Annotated in this window: 14 protein-coding genes; 11 read left to right on the forward strand and 3 right to left on the reverse strand. The window is 65.0% G+C overall.

Annotation, left to right across the window (positions count from 1 at the left end):
* Nucleotides 1-74: 74 nt before the first annotated feature.
* Nucleotides 75-1775 carry a single-stranded-DNA-specific exonuclease RecJ gene (recJ, locus tag GA566_RS05010; RefSeq protein ID WP_137926819.1) on the reverse strand — a complete coding sequence of 567 codons (1701 nt, stop codon included), beginning with the start codon at nt 1773-1775 and terminating at the stop codon, nt 75-77.
* Between the two features lie 23 nt (nt 1776-1798).
* On the reverse strand, nt 1799-2923 hold the full coding sequence (locus tag GA566_RS05015; RefSeq protein WP_160471860.1) for a hypothetical protein: 1125 nt from the start codon (nt 2921-2923) through the stop codon (nt 1799-1801).
* Nucleotides 2924-3021: 98 nt separating this feature from the next.
* On the opposite strand from GA566_RS05015, the gene GA566_RS05020 reads away from it, so the two are divergent.
* The 4 genes from GA566_RS05020 (at nt 3022) to GA566_RS05035 (ending at nt 8652) form a co-directional block, all read left to right on the forward strand.
* Nucleotides 3022-4272, forward strand: a complete 1251-nt coding sequence (locus GA566_RS05020; protein WP_160471862.1) for a lipoprotein-releasing ABC transporter permease subunit — start codon at nt 3022-3024, stop codon at nt 4270-4272.
* On the forward strand, nt 4265-5002 hold the full coding sequence (gene lolD, locus GA566_RS05025) for a lipoprotein-releasing ABC transporter ATP-binding protein LolD (RefSeq protein WP_137926822.1): 738 nt from the start codon (nt 4265-4267) through the stop codon (nt 5000-5002). Before GA566_RS05020 ends, lolD begins: the two co-directional genes overlap by 8 nt.
* A gap of 24 nt (nt 5003-5026) precedes the next feature.
* Nucleotides 5027-5854, forward strand: a complete 828-nt coding sequence (locus GA566_RS05030; RefSeq protein ID WP_137926823.1) for a TatD family hydrolase — start codon at nt 5027-5029, stop codon at nt 5852-5854.
* 122 nt (nt 5855-5976) lie between these two features.
* Nucleotides 5977-8652 carry a DNA internalization-related competence protein ComEC/Rec2 gene (locus GA566_RS05035; RefSeq protein WP_237380059.1) on the forward strand — a complete coding sequence of 892 codons (2676 nt, stop codon included), beginning with the start codon at nt 5977-5979 and terminating at the stop codon, nt 8650-8652.
* Nucleotides 8653-8673: 21 nt separating this feature from the next.
* On the opposite strand, the gene GA566_RS05040 is transcribed toward GA566_RS05035, so the two are convergent.
* Nucleotides 8674-9612: a MurR/RpiR family transcriptional regulator gene (locus tag GA566_RS05040; protein ID WP_137926250.1), complete on the reverse strand. Its 939-nt coding sequence runs from the start codon at nt 9610-9612 to the stop codon at nt 8674-8676.
* Between the two features lie 287 nt (nt 9613-9899).
* Here GA566_RS05040 and edd point away from each other — a divergent pair, with 287 nt between their 5' ends.
* From edd to GA566_RS05075, 7 genes are all read left to right on the forward strand, one after another.
* Nucleotides 9900-11810: a phosphogluconate dehydratase gene (edd, locus tag GA566_RS05045; RefSeq protein ID WP_160471863.1), complete on the forward strand. Its 1911-nt coding sequence runs from the start codon at nt 9900-9902 to the stop codon at nt 11808-11810.
* A gap of 170 nt (nt 11811-11980) precedes the next feature.
* On the forward strand, nt 11981-12499 hold the full coding sequence (locus tag GA566_RS05050; protein WP_137926252.1) for a gluconokinase: 519 nt from the start codon (nt 11981-11983) through the stop codon (nt 12497-12499).
* A 380-nt stretch (nt 12500-12879) separates the two neighbouring features.
* On the forward strand, nt 12880-14355 hold the full coding sequence (locus GA566_RS05055) for a circularly permuted type 2 ATP-grasp protein (protein ID WP_137926253.1): 1476 nt from the start codon (nt 12880-12882) through the stop codon (nt 14353-14355).
* Nucleotides 14356-14388: 33 nt separating this feature from the next.
* The gene (locus tag GA566_RS05060; protein ID WP_137926254.1) at nt 14389-15348 is read left to right on the forward strand and encodes an alpha-E domain-containing protein; all 960 of its coding nucleotides are present in this window, start codon (nt 14389-14391) and stop codon (nt 15346-15348) included.
* Nucleotides 15349-15441: 93 nt separating this feature from the next.
* Nucleotides 15442-16263, forward strand: a complete 822-nt coding sequence (locus GA566_RS05065; protein ID WP_160471865.1) for a transglutaminase family protein — start codon at nt 15442-15444, stop codon at nt 16261-16263.
* A 91-nt stretch (nt 16264-16354) separates the two neighbouring features.
* Nucleotides 16355-17158, forward strand: coding sequence for a peptidase (locus GA566_RS05070; protein ID WP_137926256.1), 804 nt, complete (start codon nt 16355-16357; stop codon nt 17156-17158).
* A gap of 105 nt (nt 17159-17263) precedes the next feature.
* Nucleotides 17264-18082 (forward strand): alpha/beta fold hydrolase, encoded by an 819-nt coding sequence (locus tag GA566_RS05075; RefSeq protein ID WP_137926257.1) that lies wholly within the window; start codon nt 17264-17266, stop codon nt 18080-18082.
* Nucleotides 18083-18100: the final 18 nt, after the last annotated feature.

An 18100-nucleotide genomic window follows, 5' to 3' on the forward strand; every position in this document is an offset into this window, starting at 1 on the left:
ATGTATGGAGTGCGAACTTTCCGATAAATCGGAGAAAACTGAAACTTGAGCGCCGGCCAGCAGGAATGCGCAAACTATTGCGCGTGTTCAACGATAAGCTGTACGCGTGTTGCGCCGTTGAACGTGTTGTTGTCGAGCCGGTAGGCCACCAATGCGCTGGCGCCATCCAGCGCGTCGGCGTGGTTGAACCAGATGGCATCGAAGCGCTGGCTGCCGCGTCCGAGCTGGAGTTTGAGGTGCTTTCCCTTCAGTACGGTCTGGCGCAGCACATCGAATTCTCCCGAGAACGTGGGCGGCGGAAAGCCCTGGCCCCAGACATGGCCTTCGAGCATCGTCACGAATTCCGGGGAGAAGCAGCCGTCCTCGATATCGCCATCGGTTTCGATCACGCGCGCGAGTTGTTCCGCATTCAGCCATTCGCTTCCCACCTTTTCGAAGGCGTCGACGAAGGTTTGGAAGTCCTCGACACGCACGGTCAGACCCGCAGCCATGGCATGTCCGCCAAATTTCACCAACAGGCCAGGATGGCGCTTGGATACCAGGTCCAGTGCGTCGCGCAAATGGAATCCCGGGATCGAGCGTCCGGAACCCTTGATGTGTTCTTCGTCGCCGGGCGCGAAGGTGATGGTCGGGCGGTGGAATTTTTCCTTGAGCCGTGAGGCGACGATGCCGATTACACCCTGGTGCCACGTGTCGTGGAAGACGCTTACCGTGAAGCGCGAGGCCGGGTCCAGGCCGGCAATCGGTTGTTCCAGGATCTGCAGCGCCTCCTGTTGCATGCCGGCCTCGATATCGCGCCGCTCCCGGTTCATGCCGTCCAGTTCCTGGGCGATTTCCCAGGCGCGGTTCGCGTCGTCGGTCAGCAGGCATTCAATGCCGAGCGACATATCCGCCAGTCGCCCGGCCGCGTTCAGGCGCGGGCCCAGGCCAAATCCGAGGTCAAAGGTGTTGGCACGCGACGCCTCGCGTCCGGCTGCCCGGAACAGCGCGGCCACGCCGGGGTGCATGCGGCCAGCGCGCATGCGCTTCAGGCCCTGTGCTACCAGGATGCGGTTGTTGGTGTCCAGCTTGACCACGTCGGCCACCGTGCCCAGCGCGACGAGATCGAGCAGGGTTTGCAGCGGCGGCTGCGTTTCTTTCGTATAGATGCCACGTTGGCGCTGTTCCGCGCGCAACGCGAGCAACACGTAGAACATCACGCCCACGCCAGCCAGGTTCTTGCTTGGGAATTCGCAGCCCGGCTGGTTTGGATTGACGATCACGGCGGCCTCGGGCAACACCGCGCCGGGCAGGTGATGGTCGGTCACCACCACGTCGATGCCGCGCGCATTGGCGGCGGCCACGCCATCGACACTGGCAATGCCGTTGTCGACCGTGACGATCACGTCAGGTTGCTGCCGCGCAGCCAGTTCGACGATTTCGGGCGTCAGGCCATACCCGTACTCGAAGCGGTTCGGCACGATGAAATCGACGCGCGCCCCCAGCATCCGCAATCCGCGTACGCCCACGGCGCAGGCTGTAGCGCCGTCGCAGTCGTAGTCGGCCACGATCAGCAGCTTGCGGTTGGCGGCGATGGCATCGGCCAGGTATTTCGCCGCGTGGTCGATGCCTTTCATCTGCGAGGGCGGCACCAGTTCCGGCAGGTCGGTGGCCAGTTCGGACGGGTGCAGCACCCCCCGTGCGGCCAGGATGCGCGCCAGGGTAGGGTGGAGTCCCGCAGCGGACAGCGTACCGGCGTGTTCGGGAGAGTGGGAGCGGACGGCGATCCGGGTCATAGATATAGACGCTTGGAGACAGGTCAGGCCGCCATGGCCAGGTTGGAGAGCAGTGCGCGCCAGTCGCCTCGCGCGCCAAGGCCCCGCCAGAACTTGCGCAGGTCGGCGCGCGTGACGGTGAATTCGGCAAAATGGTTCTCGCCGCCGAGCACGAAGGTCGCAGACTGGATTTGCCCGGCCGTCAGCGCATCCAGCACAGGCTGGAACCACTCGGCGTCGAGTGCGTGCATCCGTTCGAGCCAGAGGCCCCAGTCGGCGGCGATATGCGCCTCGGTCGCACTGTCGAGCAGGGTCAGGACGCTGTCGGCCTGCCCATCGCTCGTCCCGAGGTCCGCAAAACGTGCCGGCTGCGGACCAACCTGACTGCCGCCCGCCAGGGCGAGTCCGATCAGATACGGATCGTCCGACAGCACCGTATCGGCCAGCTTGCGGACGGTCTGGACGCGGCCGCCGCCGTGCAGCCAGACCGAATTGACCGGCAGGCGGCCTTCGGCTTCCCGGGCCTCGTTGACGGGGTGGCCGTGCCACGTCATCTGGATCTCGTTCTGGAAGCGCCGCCAGTCGCGCGCGCGCGCGCCGGCCTGCATCCAGATGTCGATATTGCGGCCCGTCGCGCGCACTGGCGTGGTGGCCAGGAGTTCGCCGAACGTATTTTCCGGCACATACCACCGGGCCGGTTGGGGCGCGTCCAGACGGATGCCGGCTTCGTCCAGCAAGTCGGCCACTGCGGCGCGCAGCGCCTCGGCTTCCTCGGCACGGATCTCGATCTGGTCCGGATGCAGCAGTACCAGGTGATCGCGGGCGGCATGGATGTGGACTGGCTGCAGGCACGCCCATCCGGCGCCTTCCTCGGCTTCCGAAGGCAGCCCGCCCGCAGCCCGGTCAGCCAGCCGCATATAGGGTGCCGTGGCCACCTGCGCGGCGTCCAGGCCGGCGCGGGCGGCCAGCCAGCGTTCCTGGGGCAGCGATCGCAGGTAGGGATCGTCGTGGGTTTCGCGGGGTCCCGGCGTGGCGCGCGTCAGCAACTTTCCGAGCGCGGGCAACTCCAACTGGCGCAGCAGCGCGCCGGGGACGACATCGTCCGTGGCGTCGTCGCCAGCACCTGGCGGGACGGAAAAGGGCACAATCAGGGTCAGGTGCGTCGTCATCGTGGGCGAGATTGTAAACTCCCGGCTGGCAGGCGCCAGTTTTCCGTCACCCAAGGTAGACTGCCGCCGGACGCATTTCCAGAACTACAGGACTTCCCTTGAAATTTCCTTACGAGTGGCAGATCGGCTGGCGGTACACCCGCGCGAGCAAGCGCGCCAGCCGCAACACATTCATTTCGTTCATTTCGATGATTTCCATGCTCGGCATCGCGCTGGGCGTGGCAGCCCTGATTGTGGTGCTGTCGGTGATGAACGGCTTCCAGAAGGAAGTGCGCGACCGCATGCTGTCGGTCCTCGCACATATCGAAGTCATTGGCGCCGGGCCGCTCCAGGACTGGCAGAAGACCGCTGGCGAGGCCGAGCGCAACAAGGAAGTGATTGGGGCCGCGCCTTACGTGGCGGCGCAGGCCATGCTGACGCGCGACGATGCGGTGCGCGGCGTGCTGCTGCGCGGCGTGGACCCGTCACAGGAGCCGAAGGTATCCGACATCGGCAGCCAGTTCCGCGCAGGCAGCATGAATGCACTGGTGCCGGGCGGCTTCGACATCGCCCTGGGCAGCGAGTTGGCCAACGCACTGGGTGTGCGCGTGGGCGACAAGGTCACGCTGGTGGCGCCGCAGGGCACCATCACACCGGCCGGCATCCTGCCCCGGCTCAAGCAGTTCACGGTGGCCGGCATCTTCTCGTCGGGCCACTATGAGTTCGACAGCGCGCTGGCGCTCATCAACATGCAGGACGCCGAGGTGCTGTTCCGCCAGAACGGCCCGTCCGGCGTGCGGCTCAAGCTCAAGGACATGCAACAGGCACCGCAGGTGGCGCAGGAGTTGGCGGGCACGATGTCCGGCGACCTCTATCTGCGCGACTGGTCGAAGCAGAACCGCAACTGGTTCGCCGCCGTGCAGACCGAGAAGCGCATGATGTTCATCATCCTGACGCTGATCATTGCGGTAGCCGCCTTCAACCTCGTCTCGACGCTGGTGATGACGGTGACCGACAAGCAGGCCGATATCGCCATCCTCCGAACGATGGGCGCCCAGCCGCGTTCCATCATGAAGATCTTCATCGTGCAGGGTGTGGCCATCGGCTTTATCGGCACCTTGCTCGGCGTGCTGGGCGGCACGCTGATCGCTACGAACATCGACGTGATCGTGCCGTTCATCGAACGCATCCTGCACGTGCAGTTCTTGCCCAAGGACATCTATTTCATCAGCGAACTGCCTTCGGACCCCCGCGTGAACGACATCACCACCATCGGTATCATTTCCTTCGTGCTGGCTACGCTGGCGACGATTTATCCGAGCTGGCGTGCTGCCCGCGTCAACCCGGCGGAGGCGCTGCGCTATGAATGATTCGACATTGCTCCAGGATGTCTCGACGGTGGTGCCCGCAACGCGTACCGGTGCCCCGGTGCTGGTGGCCGAGGGCCTGACCAAGCGGTTCCGGCAAGGCGGACTCGATGTGGAGGTACTGCGCGGCGTGGACCTGCGCGTGAATGCCGGTGAAAAGGTGGCGATCGTCGGCGCCTCGGGTTCGGGCAAGTCGACACTGCTCCATGTGCTGGGCGGACTCGATGATCCGGACTCGGGTCGCGTGGCACTGCTCGGCAAACCATTCACGGCGCTGCGCGAGAAAGAGCGCAACATCGTGCGCAACCGCTCGCTCGGCTTCGTCTACCAGTTCCATCATCTGTTGCCCGAGTTCACTGCGCTCGATAACGTGGGAATGCCGATGCGCATCCGTGGTCTGAACGAGGCCCAGTCTCGCGAGGCCGCGCAGGCGATGCTCGATCGCGTGGGACTCGGCGGTCGCTCGAAGCACCGTCCCGGCGAACTGTCTGGCGGCGAGCGCCAGCGCGTGGCCGTTGCGCGTGCGCTGGTAGGCCAGCCAGCGTGTGTGCTGGCCGACGAACCCACCGGCAACCTCGATGACCATACGGCAGGCGGTGTCTACGACCTGATGCTCGAACTCTCGCGCACGCTGGGTACGAGCTTCGTGATCGTCACGCACGACATGGACCTGGCCGGCCGTTGCGATCGGATCTTCCGGTTGCGCGACGGACATCTGCACGTCGAACGCTAATCTGTACTTCAAAAGCAACGCTCCATGTGGATCGACACCCATTGCCACCTCGACGCCCGCGAGTTCGATGCCGATCGCGGCGGCGTGACGGCAGCCGCGGTAGCGGCGGGTGTGACCGGCATCGTGCTGCCGGCCGTGGCGGTGTCCAATTTCGAGGCGGTGCGCGGGCTGGCCCATGCCGATCCGCACTGTGTCTATGCGCTCGGCATTCATCCGCTCTGCACGCCCGGCGCCGGCCAGGCCGATCTCGACGCGCTGCGCCAGCAGGTAGCGGCTTCGATCGATGATCCGCGCCTCGTCGCCATCGGCGAGATCGGACTGGATTTTTTCGTGCCCGGCCTCGATGCCGCGCACCAGACCTGGCTCTATACGGAGCAGCTCAAGATCGCCCGCGAGTTCGATCTGCCTGTGTTGCTGCACGTTCGCAAATCCCAGGATCAGGTCTATGCCCAGTTGCGGCGCGTGGGCGTGAAGCAGGGCATCGCACATGCGTTCAACGGTAGCAACGAGCAGGCGCGTCGCTACGTGGAGCACGGGATGAAGCTGGGCTTCGGCGGCAACGTCACCTTCTCGCGCGCCAAGCAGATACGGCGGCTGGCCACCGAACTGCCCATCGAGGCAATCGTGCTCGAAACCGACGCGCCCGATATCGCACCGGCATGGCTCTCGGACGACCAGTTCGGCGAGCAACACAAGGCGCGCAACACCCCCGGCGAGGTGGCTGGCGTGGCGCGCGTGATGGCGGAACTGCGCGGCCTTGGCGAGCCCGAACTCGCCGCCATCATGTGGCGCAATGCCGTGGCAGCACTGCCACGGCTGGCCGCCTTCGCGGACATCATGGCCCCGCGTTGAGCGCGGTCAATCCTTCCTCAGAGTTCACACTTCTGGCGCATCGCCACAACATTCGGACACGTTTTTCGTGATCGCCGCGCGGTACAACTACGTCCGTCTTCCACGCATACGAAGGAGACGGGATGCGCTCGATGCTGCTGGCCTTCGTGGTGGGCTGCTGGTTGCTGCAGCAACAGGGGAATTTGCCGGGCCTCGGGTGGCTGCTTGTGGCCGGTTCGATGGCCGTTGCAGCGTGCTGGGCGGTGGGGCGCTTGCGTGCGCCATGGCGGGGGCGGGTGCGATGGGTGGTCGGGATAGCGCTGGCTGTGCTGGCGGGATTCGGCTGGGCGGCGTGGCGGGCCGACGTACGTCTCGATCAATGGCTTGACCCCGTACTTGCAGGTCGTGACCTCCAAGTGGTGGGTCTCGTGGCAGGGCTGCCAGACGCGGCGCCTCACGGTACGCGGTTTTTGTTCCTGCCATCCGTATGGGAAGGACAGGGCGACGATTCAATTCCGGCGGAACGACTGATGCTGACGTGGCGCTCACCGCCCGAGGGTTTGGAGCCGGGGCAGCGTTATCGGTTGAACGTGCGACTACGCCGGCCGCGTGGATTGGCTAATCCTCATGGGTTCGATTACGGCTACTGGCTGCTGTCGCAGGGTGTCGACGCAACGGGGTACGTGCGCAGCGGTCAACTGGTGAGGATGGGGGAGGATGGGCGCCTGCCATTGACGGTACGCATTGCCAGTTGGCGCGCAGGGTTGCGCGATCATCTCCGGCAGGCGATGCCAGCCGACGCGCGCTTCGGTGCGGTGCTGGTGGCGCTGGTGATCGGAGATCAGCGCGGTATTGGGCAGCAAGATTGGGATGTGTTCCGGCGCACGGGGATTTCCCATCTGGTGAGCATCTCGGGACTCCATATCACTATGCTGTCGGGGATGGTCGGGGCACTGGCGAGGTGGGGGTGGCGGTGGTCGTTTGGGGTGGGGTTCGTGCACGTCCGCCGCGACCGATACCGCGCGGCTTGCTCCCCTCTCCCGCACGCGGGAGAGGGGCTGGGGGAGAGGGCAGGCGCATCGAGTTGCGACGGCGGCGAATTCAAGCGTTGCGCCCTTTCCCCCGACCCCTCTCCCGCCATGCGGGAGAGGGGAGAAAACACAAGGGACTTCCGCAGGCGGGAGAGCGGCGCGAGCCGTTGGAAATTGATACCCCTCCCCCTCCTCTGGCCTGCCCAGAAAGCCGCGCTCGTTGTTGCCGTGTTGACGGCATTGGCCTACGCCACCATCGCAGGCATGCAGATTCCTGCATTGCGTACCGTCACGATGCTCATCGTGGCGGCGGTGGCGTTGTGGAGTGGCAGGGCGCCACCAGCGTCGGTGGTGCTGGCGTGGGCGGCGGCCGTGGCGGTGGCCATCGACCCTTGGGCGGTGCTCTCGCCAGGGTTCTGGTTGTCGTTTGGGGCCGTGGCCGTGATCTTCCTGCATGCGAGCCGGCGTGAGGGCGATGGGAGCGCAGAGCGGGCACGGCAGGCCGGTCCGGCAGGCTGGGTGTGGCGGCTGGGTGCCGGCATTGCCAGTGCGGCTCGGACGCAATGGGCCGTGACGATTGGTTTGGTGCCGCTGACGCTGCTGCTGTTCGGACAGGTATCGCTGGTATCGGGGCTGGCCAATGCGGTGGCAATTCCCGTGGTCAGCCTGCTGGTCACGCCGCTGGCGCTGCTGGCGGCCGGGATGCCGGTCGCCGTCGCCTCGCCATTGCTGGCGGTGGCTCACGCCGCGTTGGCGTGGCTGGTGAAGGGCCTCGCATGGCTAGCCGCGCCGTCGTGGGCAGTCTGGGAGGCGGCGCATCCCGGGCCGGTGGCTTTTGGTCTGGCCATGCTGGGTGTTGCGCTGGTGCTGATGCCTCGTGCCCGGCTTCATGCGCTGCCTCGCTGGCTTGGCGGGGTGCTGATGGTGCCGATGCTGGCGGCAGGTCGGGCGCCAGTGCCGCATGGCGAGTTCCGGATGACGGCGCTTGATGTCGGGCAGGGGACAGCTGTGCTAGTCGAGACGCGCGAGCACGCCATGCTCTACGACGCCGGTCCGGCGTATGGGTCCGGCACCAGCGCGGGCGGACAGGTCATCGTCCCCTTTCTGCGTGCGTCGGGCGTGCGTCGGCTTGACATGCTCATGGTGAGCCATGAAGACGCCGACCATGCGGGGGGTGTGAGGGATGTCTTGGCTGCAGTGCCGGTGTCGCAACGGCTGACGGCGAGTGTCGCGGACCATCGGCTGCTGACCAGCGATGCCGGAAAGACTAACTGGCAGGCGTGCCTCGCCGGCGCAGCGTGGGACTGGGACGGTGTGACATTCGAGATCCTGCACCCCTCGCTGGCGGCGCTGGAGAATTCCAGGCTCTCCAGCAATGCGCGGAGTTGTGTGTTGCGGGTGTCGACCCCGCATCGCAGCGCGCTGCTGACCGGGGATATTGGCGTGCGCGAGGAACTCGCGCTGGTGCGTCGTTCAGAGGAGGATCGCTTGCATGCCGACTTCCTCCTCGTGCCGCATCATGGCAGCGGAACGTCGTCGCATCGTGCATTCCTGGCGGCGGTACAGCCGGAGCTGGCAATTTTCCAGATGGGGTTTGCGAACCGCTATGGCCATCCGCGCAATGATGTCTGGCGGCGCTATGGCCGCGCTGGTATCGCGCGCTACCGGAGCGATGAAGCAGGCGCGATCACGATCGAGACAAGGGGTGCTGGCCAGACGGTGACGACGTATCGCCAGCAACATCGGCGCTACTGGCGAGATGCACCCGAAGTACCTGGCCCGGAGTAGGACCGGAAGGCGAGCGGTTTATCACCGCGTAGCGCGCGTGGATGGGGTCGCCTTTCTGGCTTTTTTCCTGGTGGTCGCGCTCGCTGCCGAGGTCTCCGAATTGGGCGCCAGCGGCGCGGGGTCCGCCCCGGCAATGCGTCGCTCGCGCAGGTGGGCCTTGGCGCGTTGCAGCCCGCCGGCCACCGATTCCGCGCGGCCGAGTGCCACGCCGGCCGCCAGAACGTCGCCGAGCACAAGGTGGCAGATGCGTGAGGTCATCGGCGTGAATACTTCGCTGTCTTCTTCGACATCGGAGAACACGCAGACATCGGCAAGTCCGGCCAAGGGCGAACCGCTGTGCGTAAGTGCCAGCACGCTTGCGCCACTGCTGCGAGCCAGCGTGGCGGCGGTGAGCATATCCCAGGTTCGACCGCTGTTGGATACCAGCACGGCCACATCGCCAGGGCGCAGCAGTGCGGCGGACATGCTGAATACGTGCGGATCGGAGTAGGCCGTGGTCGGGATGCCGAGACGGAAGAACTTGTGCTGGATATCGAGTGCAACGATGCCTGAATTGCCGCAGCCGTAAAACTCGATGCGCCTTGCATCCGCTAGCAGGCGAATGCCGTGTTCGATCTGGTCGGCGGAGAGGGCATTGCGCACGGTCATCAACGTGGCGATGGTGCGGTCGAAGACCTTGCCGGCGATGTCGGCCGGCCGGTCGCTGGCAGCCACATCCTGATGCACGAACGGGATGCCGCCGCCTACGTTCTGGGCGAACTGGAGCTTGAACTCCTTGAAGCCATCGTAGCCTAGCGCTGCGCAGAAGCGCGCAATCGTGGGCTGCGATACGCCTGCGCGCTCGGCAAGTTCAGGCATGGTCAGGCGGATGACGCTGGCGCCGTGACGGGTCACGTAATCGGCAAGTCGGCGTTCGGAGGGACGCAGCGTGTCGTAGACGGCAAGGATTCTGTCGCGCATGGTGAGGGTGGGCGTGGAGTCGTGCCGGGCGGCTCTCAATGATGTCGCCCTTGAATTTGTAGAGATTCTACACGTTAGGAGGAAGTTTTCTGCATCCGATGAGATGCTCGATGCCTCAGGATTTACCCGAATTTCGTGCGAAAATGCGCTGAATAAGTCGAGTGCGGGAGGATGCCGGGCTTTCGTTGGGAATCGTCTCCTGGCTATAATGTAGAAAATCTACAGCATGGAGGGCGAGATTTGCCGCCCGATATGCCGCCCGATACCCCCACGAGAATCGATCCGCCATGTCCCCAGCTACCCCGGGCCACGCCCGCGCAGAAGTTTCGGCCGTTACCGAACGCATCGTCGAACGCAGCCGTGCCAGCCGTGCCGCCTACCTCGCGCGCTGCGAACGGGCCCAGCGGGAACTAGGTCCGCTGCGTGGCATGTCGTGTGCCAACCTGGCTCACGGCTACGCAGCGCTGCCTTCGGACGACAAACTCAAGCTGCGTGTGGAGCATGCGCCGAATCTCGGCATCATCACCGCCTACAACGACATGCTGTCTGCGCATCAGCCGTATGAGCGCTATCCGTCCGTGATCCGGGAGGCGGCGCGTGCCGTGGGTGCGGTAGCGCAGGTGGCGGGCGGCGTGCCGGCCATGTGCGATGGCATCACGCAGGGCAACGCCGGTATGGAGCTCTCTCTGTTCTCGCGCGATGCCATTGCCATGAGCACCGCCGTTGGGCTGTCGCACAACACGTTCGACGCGGCGCTGATGCTCGGCGTCTGCGACAAGATCGTGCCGGGCCTGCTGATGGGCGCGCTCCAGTTCGGGCACCTGCCCGTGGTGTTCGTGCCAGCGGGGCCGATGGCTACCGGACTGTCGAACAAGGAGAAGGCGCGGGTGCGCCAGCTCTACGCCACGGGACAGGTGGGGCGCGATGCATTGCTCGAAGCTGAAAGCGCCGCGTATCACAGCGCCGGCACGTGCACGTTTTATGGCACCGCCAACAGCAACCAGTTCCTGATGGAAATCATGGGCCTGCACATGCCCGGCGCGGCGTTCGTGCATCCGGATAGCGGGTTGCGCGACGCATTGACCACCGCCGCCGCGCAGCGCGCCCTGGCGCTGATCGCGCGGGGTCGCGAGTACACGCCGCTGGCGCAGGTCGTGGACGAACGCGCCATCGTCAATGCGATGGTCGGCTTGCTGGCAACCGGCGGATCGACCAACCATACGATCCACCTCGTTGCCATGGCACGCGCGGCAGGGATTGTCATCGACTGGAACGACTTCGACCGTCTGTCGGCCGTCACGCCGCTGCTGGCGCGTGTCTATCCGAATGGCGCTGCCGATGTGAACCATTTCCATGCAGCAGGCGGTGTGGCCTACGTGATCGGCCAGCTTCTGGAGGCCGGACTACTGCACGAGGATGTGCAGACAGTGGCCGGGCGGGGCCTGGCGCGTTACACGCAGGAACCGGTGATGACCGATGGTATGTTGCGCTGGCGCGATGGCCCCACCGTCAGTGGCGACTCCAGCGTGCTGGCACCGGCGTCGGCGCCATTCTCGGCCGAGGGCGGGTTGCGGTTGATGGCCGGTAACCTCGGGCGCGGCGTGATCAAGGTCTCGGCCGTGGCCGACGAGCATCGTGTGGTGCAGGCGCCGGCGCGCGTCTTCGAATCGCAGGAGGCGCTGCAGGCCGCCTTCGACGCCGATGAACTGAATCGCGATGTGGTGGCCGTGGTGCGCTTCCAGGGGCCGAATGCCAATGGCATGCCCGAATTGCATCGGCTGACGCCGGGGCTGGGCGCGTTGCAGGACGCTGGTCACAAGGTGGCACTGGTGACCGATGGCCGCATGTCGGGCGCATCGGGCAAGGTGCCAGCCGTGATCCACGTTGGCCCCGAGGCGCTGGCAGGCGGTCCGCTGGCCCGTGTGTGTGACGGGGACGTCATTCGCGTGGATGCCGTGGCCGGCACGCTCGAACTGGTGGGCGATGCCTCGGTGCAGGCGGAGTTTGCAGCGCGCCAGCCGGTTGCCGCGCCTGAGGATAATTTCGCGCAGTTCAGCATGGGGCGCGGCCTGTTCGGCCTGTTCCGCCGCCATGCGCGGATTGCCGAGGAAGGGGGCAGCGCGCTGGACCTCTCCGAAGCGGATGCCATGTCGAGTGTTCCCGCGTCTGTCCAAACGGGCGTCGCCGTCGCACAATAGGTTCATCCGTTCACACAGCAGGCTCGTTCCGGGCCGTCGTTTTCAGATTCTTCTTATTCGTTTCCCCGGGCGCCACGGTGCCTGGGGTACCGCCGTGCAACCGCAATGGTTCGTGGCGGCTACCGACAAGGGTGGCGACACCATCCGACACCATGATCGATGGAGCAGACATGATTTATATCCTGATGGGCGTTTCTGGCAGCGGCAAGACCACCGTGGGCCAGATGCTGGCGCAGCGCCTGCATTGCGGCTTCCATGATGCCGACACGTTTCACAGCGAGGCCAACAAGGCCAAGATGCACGCCGGCGTGCCGCTGACCGATGACGACCGCTGGCCGTGGCTGGCTGCCATGCGGGCGGCTATCGACGAAGCCCGTGCAGAAGGGCGCACCCATGTGTTTACCTGCTCCGCGCTGCGCCAGGTCTACCGCGATCGGCTGAACCCTCCGGAAGGCGGCGTGACCTTTGTGTTCATGAAGGGCGATGCATCGACGATTGGTGGCCGCCTGTCGGTCCGCGAAGACCATTTCTTCAACCCGGCCCTGCTGCAAAGCCAGTTCGACACACTGGAGGAGCCGCGCGACGCGCTGGTGCTCGATATCCGCCGGACGCCGGAGGCGCTGGTGCAGGACATACTGGATAACTGCCCGCCGGAGTCGGCGTCGTGTGCGGGCGGCACGGCGCGATAGTTTGCGTCTCTCCGGTTTGCTCCCCTCTCCCTCAGGGAGAGGGGCGGGGGAGAGGGCAAACCGTGCAAATTGCGAAGTGGCTGGCAAGCAGAGCCACCAGCCCTCTCCCCCAACCCCTCTCCCACTTCGCGGGAGAGGGGAGCAAAACCTCCTGCCAGGCGTAGTCCCCTGGCAAGCATCTTGCTAAACCGTTTTGCGTGCCGGTGCATGTCTCGCACATGCAACCCTTGCGGGAATTGCCGGCGCGGGTATGCTGAAAGCGTTGTCTCGATAAAGCATCAATGAACGGGAGGCCGGCGGCGTCGCCAGACAGTCGTCGGAAGCGGCAGGCGAGGAGACTGCACGCAGCTGGCGCCCATTTCCACGAAGGAGCGGCCATCATGGCGGCGCGGTTTTTCGACGAGATGCTGGAAGGGCGGGAAGATGGCACATTGACGGGCATCGAAGCCGGTCAGGCGTTGCCGACCGGGGCGGTGCGGCCCCACTACCGCAACTTTGCCGACTGGCTGGGCGGGCAGTCCGGCGGGTCAATGGACAACAAGCGGGCGGAGGCGGACCTGATCTTTCGCCGGGTGGGCATCACCTTTGCCGTCTATGGCGACAAGGACGAGTCCAACAGCGGCACCGAGCGGACGATTCCGTTCGACGTGATCCCGCGCATTTTTCCGGCCAGTGAATGGGCCACCCTGGAGCGCGGGTTGCGGCAACGCGTCGCAGCGCTGAACCGTTTCATACACGATATCTACCACGGCCAGGACATCATCCGGGCTGGCGTGATTCCGCCTGACCAGATCTACAACAACGCGCAGTACCGGCCCGAGATGCTCGGCATCGACGTGCCGCGCGATATCTACGCGCACGTCGCTGGCATCGACGTGGTGCGTGCGGGCGAGGGCGAGTTCTACGTGCTGGAAGACAACCTGCGCGTACCGTCGGGCGTGTCCTACATGCTTGAGAACCGCAAGATGATGATGCGGTTGTTCCCCGAACTGTTCGCGCGCAATCGCGTGGCACCGGTGGCGCATTACCCGGATCTGCTGCTCGACATGCTGCGCAGCGTGTCGCCGCAGAACATTGCGGACCCCACCGTGGTGGTGCTCACGCCGGGCATGTACAACTCCGCGTATTTCGAGCACGCGTTCCTGGCCCAGCAGATGGGCGTGGAACTGGTGGAGGGCAGCGACCTCTTTGTCGAGGACGATCACCTCTACATGCGTACCACGCAGGGGCCGCAACGGATCGACGTGATCTACCGCCGCGTGGACGATGACTTCCTCGATCCGCTCGCATTCCGGCCGGACTCCACGCTCGGCGCGGCCGGTTTGCTGTCGGTCTACCGGGCCGGCAATGTGACGATCAGCAACGCGATTGGCACCGGGGTGGCCGACGACAAATCGATCTATCCGTACGTGCCGGACATGATCCGCTTCTACCTGGGCGAGGAAGCCATCCTGTCGAACGTTCCCACGTATATGTGCCGGCGCCCCGATGACCTGCAGTACGTGCTCGACAACATGGAGAAGCTCGTGGTCAAGGAGACGCACGGTGCCGGCGGCTACGGCATGCTCGTGGGTCCGGCTGCCACCCGTGCCGAGATCGAGCAGTTCCGCGAAGTGGTCAAGTCCCGCCCCGAGCAGTACATCGCCCAGCCCACGCTGGCGCTGTCCACTTGCCCCACGTATGTGGAATCGGGCATCGCGCCGCGCCATATCGACCTGAGGCCGTTCGTGCTGTCTGGCAAGGAAGTTCGGATGGTGCCTGGCGGACTGACGCGCGTGGCATTGCGTGAAGGGTCGCTGGTGGTGAATTCCTCGCAGGGCGGAGGCACCAAGGACACCTGGGTACTGGAACGCTGAACGCCGCGAACAACGACAAGCCGGGAGCCCATCATGCTGAGCCGTACCGCCGACCACCTGTTCTGGATGGCCCGCTACACCGAGCGCGCGGAGAACACCGCGCGCATGCTCGACGTCAACTACCAGACCTCGCTGCTGCCGCAGTCGGCCGAAATGGCCGAGCAGGGCTGGTGGGCCATGCTCGATATTTCTGAGTTGACGCACGCCTATGACCACAAGTACGGGTTGCTGCATCGTGACGATGTGATCGACTTCATGGTGCGCGACATGACCAATCCGTCGTCAATCATGAGCTGCCTGCGGGCGGCCCGCGAGAATGCCCGTGCAGTGCGCGGATCATTGACGACCGAGGTCTGGGAGACCATCAACACCACCTGGCTCGATGTCCAGCGCATGATCGCGGATGGGGAGTTGCGTCAGGACCCGTCGCGCTTTTTCGAATGGGTGAAATTCCGCTCGCACCTGGCGCGTGGCGTGCAGTTCGGCACGATGCTCAAGGACGACGCGTTTCATTTCATGCGGCTTGGCACGTTCCTGGAGCGCGCCGACAACACCGCGCGGATTCTCGACGTCAAGTTCCAGGCATCGGGTCGCGACGACAGCGACACCGACGATCCCAACCGCGAGCAGAACGATTTCTACCACTGGGCGGCGGTGCTGCGTTCGGTGTCGGGCTTCGAGGTCTACCGCAAGATCTACCGTGCCGTGATCACGCCCCAGCGCGTGGCGGAGTTGCTGATCCTGCGGCCGGACATGCCACGCTCGCTGGTGTCGAGCATGGACGAGGTAGTCGCGATCCTGGCGCTGGTGGCCAACCAGCAGTCAGCGGAGACCATGCGCCAGGCTGGTAAACTCCACGCCGATTTGAAATACGCGCGCATCGACGACATTTTTGCTGTCGGCCTGCACGCCTACCTGACCAGCTTCCTGGAACGCATCGGCGATCTCGGCAACGGTATCAGCCGCGATTTCCTTGTGCCGCTGGCTGCCTGAGTCGATTGCGCAGAGTGGATCACCCGTCCGGCACCCTATGTGCCGGACGCGGAACGCTGGAGGGCAGGTGTGCCGTAGCGCGCACTATGCATCGTGAAATATCGGATCCACCACAAGACTGTCTATCACTACACCGAGCCCGTACGCCGCAGCGTGCATGAACTGCGTCTGGCGCCGCGCTCGGGGCCGCTGCAATCGGTTGCGGACTGGCAACTGAACGTTCCCGGCAACCTGACCGAAGCACGGGATGGCTTCGGCAATATCGTCCACAACTTCACGATGGCGGGCCCGGCCCGCAGGATCGCTATCGCCGCGACGGGCGAAGTGGAGGTCAGGACGGGCGAGGGCGGCCATCAGGCCTTTCATGACTTGCCTGAAGCCGGCGAGGCGCGCGTATCGCCGCTTTACTTCATGACCGGGACACCGCTGACCCAGGCGCCTGCCGATCTGCAGGGATTTGCCGCGCCGTACCTGGCGGCCGGGCACGATATGCCCGCGTTGCTGGCGCTGGCCGACGGGGTGGCCACCCGTGTGCGCTACAAGGCCAACACTACCGACGTGGGCACTTCGGCCGCAGACGCATTCCGGCTGGGCAGCGGGGTGTGCCAGGACCAGGCGCAGGTGATGGTCGCGGCGTGCCGCGCGCTCGGTATTCCCGCTCGCTATGTCAGCGGTTACTTCTACGATCCGGCCGCCACGGCCATGGCGAGCCACGCGTGGACCGACATTTGCCTCGATGCCGACCAGGGCCTCTGGTGCAGCATCGACGTCACGCACCGTTGTGTCACAGATACTCGCCATGTGCGACTCGCCGTGGGGCGCGACTACGCTTCCGCCGCACCAATCCGGGGCATTCTGGAGGGTGGCGCGGGCGAGACGTTGGAAGTGGATATCTCTATCGCACCTGTGGCCTAGTCCCCTCTCCCGCCCGTTCAAACGCTCCGTTCTTGCCGAGCGGCTAGAATGCAAGCTTGCCGCCCCGGCAGCCCCAACAATCAATCACTTCATGACGTACTGCGTAGCCATGCGGCTGGATGCCGGCCTGGTATTCCTCTCCGATTCCCGAACCAATGCCGGCGTGGACGCCATTTCCACTGCCCGGAAAATGACTGTTTTCGAAGAGCCAGGCGATCGGATGATGGTGCTGATGACCGCCGGTAACCTGGCTATCAGCCAGTCGGTGCGCCAATGCCTGGCCGAGGCGCGTGACGAAAAACGCTCGCTGTGGACGGCCCGCGACATGTTCGAGGCCGCCACCATCGTGGGCGAAGCTGTGCGTGCCGTGCACAAGCGTGATGCCCACGCGCTGCGCGACGCCGGCATCGATTTCAACGTGAGCATCGTGTTCGGCGGCCAGATCCGGGGCGAGCGTACGCGGCTGTTCAATATCTATGCGGCAGGCAATTTCGTCGAAGCCACGCCTGAGAACTGCTACTTCCAGATTGGCGAGGCCAAGTACGGCAAGCCGATTATCGACCGTGTGGTGTCCCCGTCGCTGCCGCTGGGCGAGGCCGCGAAATGCGCGCTGATTTCGATGGATTCGACGCTGAAGTCGAATATCTCGGTGGGCCTGCCGCTGGACCTGCTGGTTTACGAAGCTGATTCGCTGCGCGTGACGCACTTCGTCAACATCGACGAACGCAACGCGTACTTCCGCATGATCCGCGACACCTGGGGCCAGCGTCTGCGTCAGGTGTTCGGGGAAATCGGCAATCCCGAATGGGATGCCGCCCAGCCTGCCGAATTTCCGCTGGCGCGCGATGACGCCGACCGCTGGGGCCAGCCGGTCAGAGCACGCCGCGAGCACTAAATTCGAGCGGGGCAGGTTGGCGATAGAGGATTTTGCCTAGCCGAAACGGGCCTGGCCTCGCAGTACACTTTGCGGCGAAACTCATTCTTCATCGCCCCAGCCCCCATGCGCGACCTCCTGCTGTTCTCCCACGCCAACGGTTTTCCGGTTCCAACGTATCGCAAGCTGTTCGGCCAACTGGAGGATACGTTCGAGATTCGCGCGGTGGAGCGCTATGGCCACGATCCCAAGCTGCCCGTCACGCGCGAATGGCCGAACCTCGTCGAGGAGTTGCTGCGCGAGATGCAGCGGGCCGGACGCGACGGGGCCGATCATCGCAAGGTCTGGCTCGTCGGGCATTCGCTCGGCGGCTTTCTCTCGCTGATGGCCGCGCTGCGCCAGCCGCATCGCGTGCAGGGCGTGGTGATGCTCGATTCTCCGATCATCGCCGGTTGGCGGGCCTCGTTGCTGCGGGCCTCGCAGGTACTGGGACTCGACGAAAAACCAAGTCCCGCAGCCGTGACCAAGAACCGACGCACGCACTGGCCCGACACCGAATCGGTCTGGACCCATTTCCAGGCCAAGCGCAATTTCCAGGTCTGGGACCCCGAGGTGCTACGCGACTACGCGGAACTCGGCACTGAACCCACGGGCCGCGCCGCCGAGCGCAGGCTTCGCTTCGATCGCGATGTCGAATATCGTATCTACCGCACGCTGCCGACCAGTCTGGGACGACGCGTGGCCCATGGAGCACCGGTGCCGGTCAGCTTTATTGCGGGTACGCGTTCGAAGGAGGTGAGACAGGTAGGTCTGGGTGCCACGCGCAAGCTGGTGGGCGATCGCCTGCGCTATGTGGAGGGTGGTCATCTCTATCCGATGGAGCGCCCGCTGGAGACCGCTGGGCTGGTGCGCGAACTGATCGACGGGATGCGCCAGGCAGGCTGAAAGAAGGTCGGAAGGCGT

This window comes from Cupriavidus sp. SW-Y-13 (assembly GCF_009793345.1).
Taxonomy (GTDB): Bacteria; Pseudomonadota; Gammaproteobacteria; order Burkholderiales; family Burkholderiaceae; genus Cupriavidus.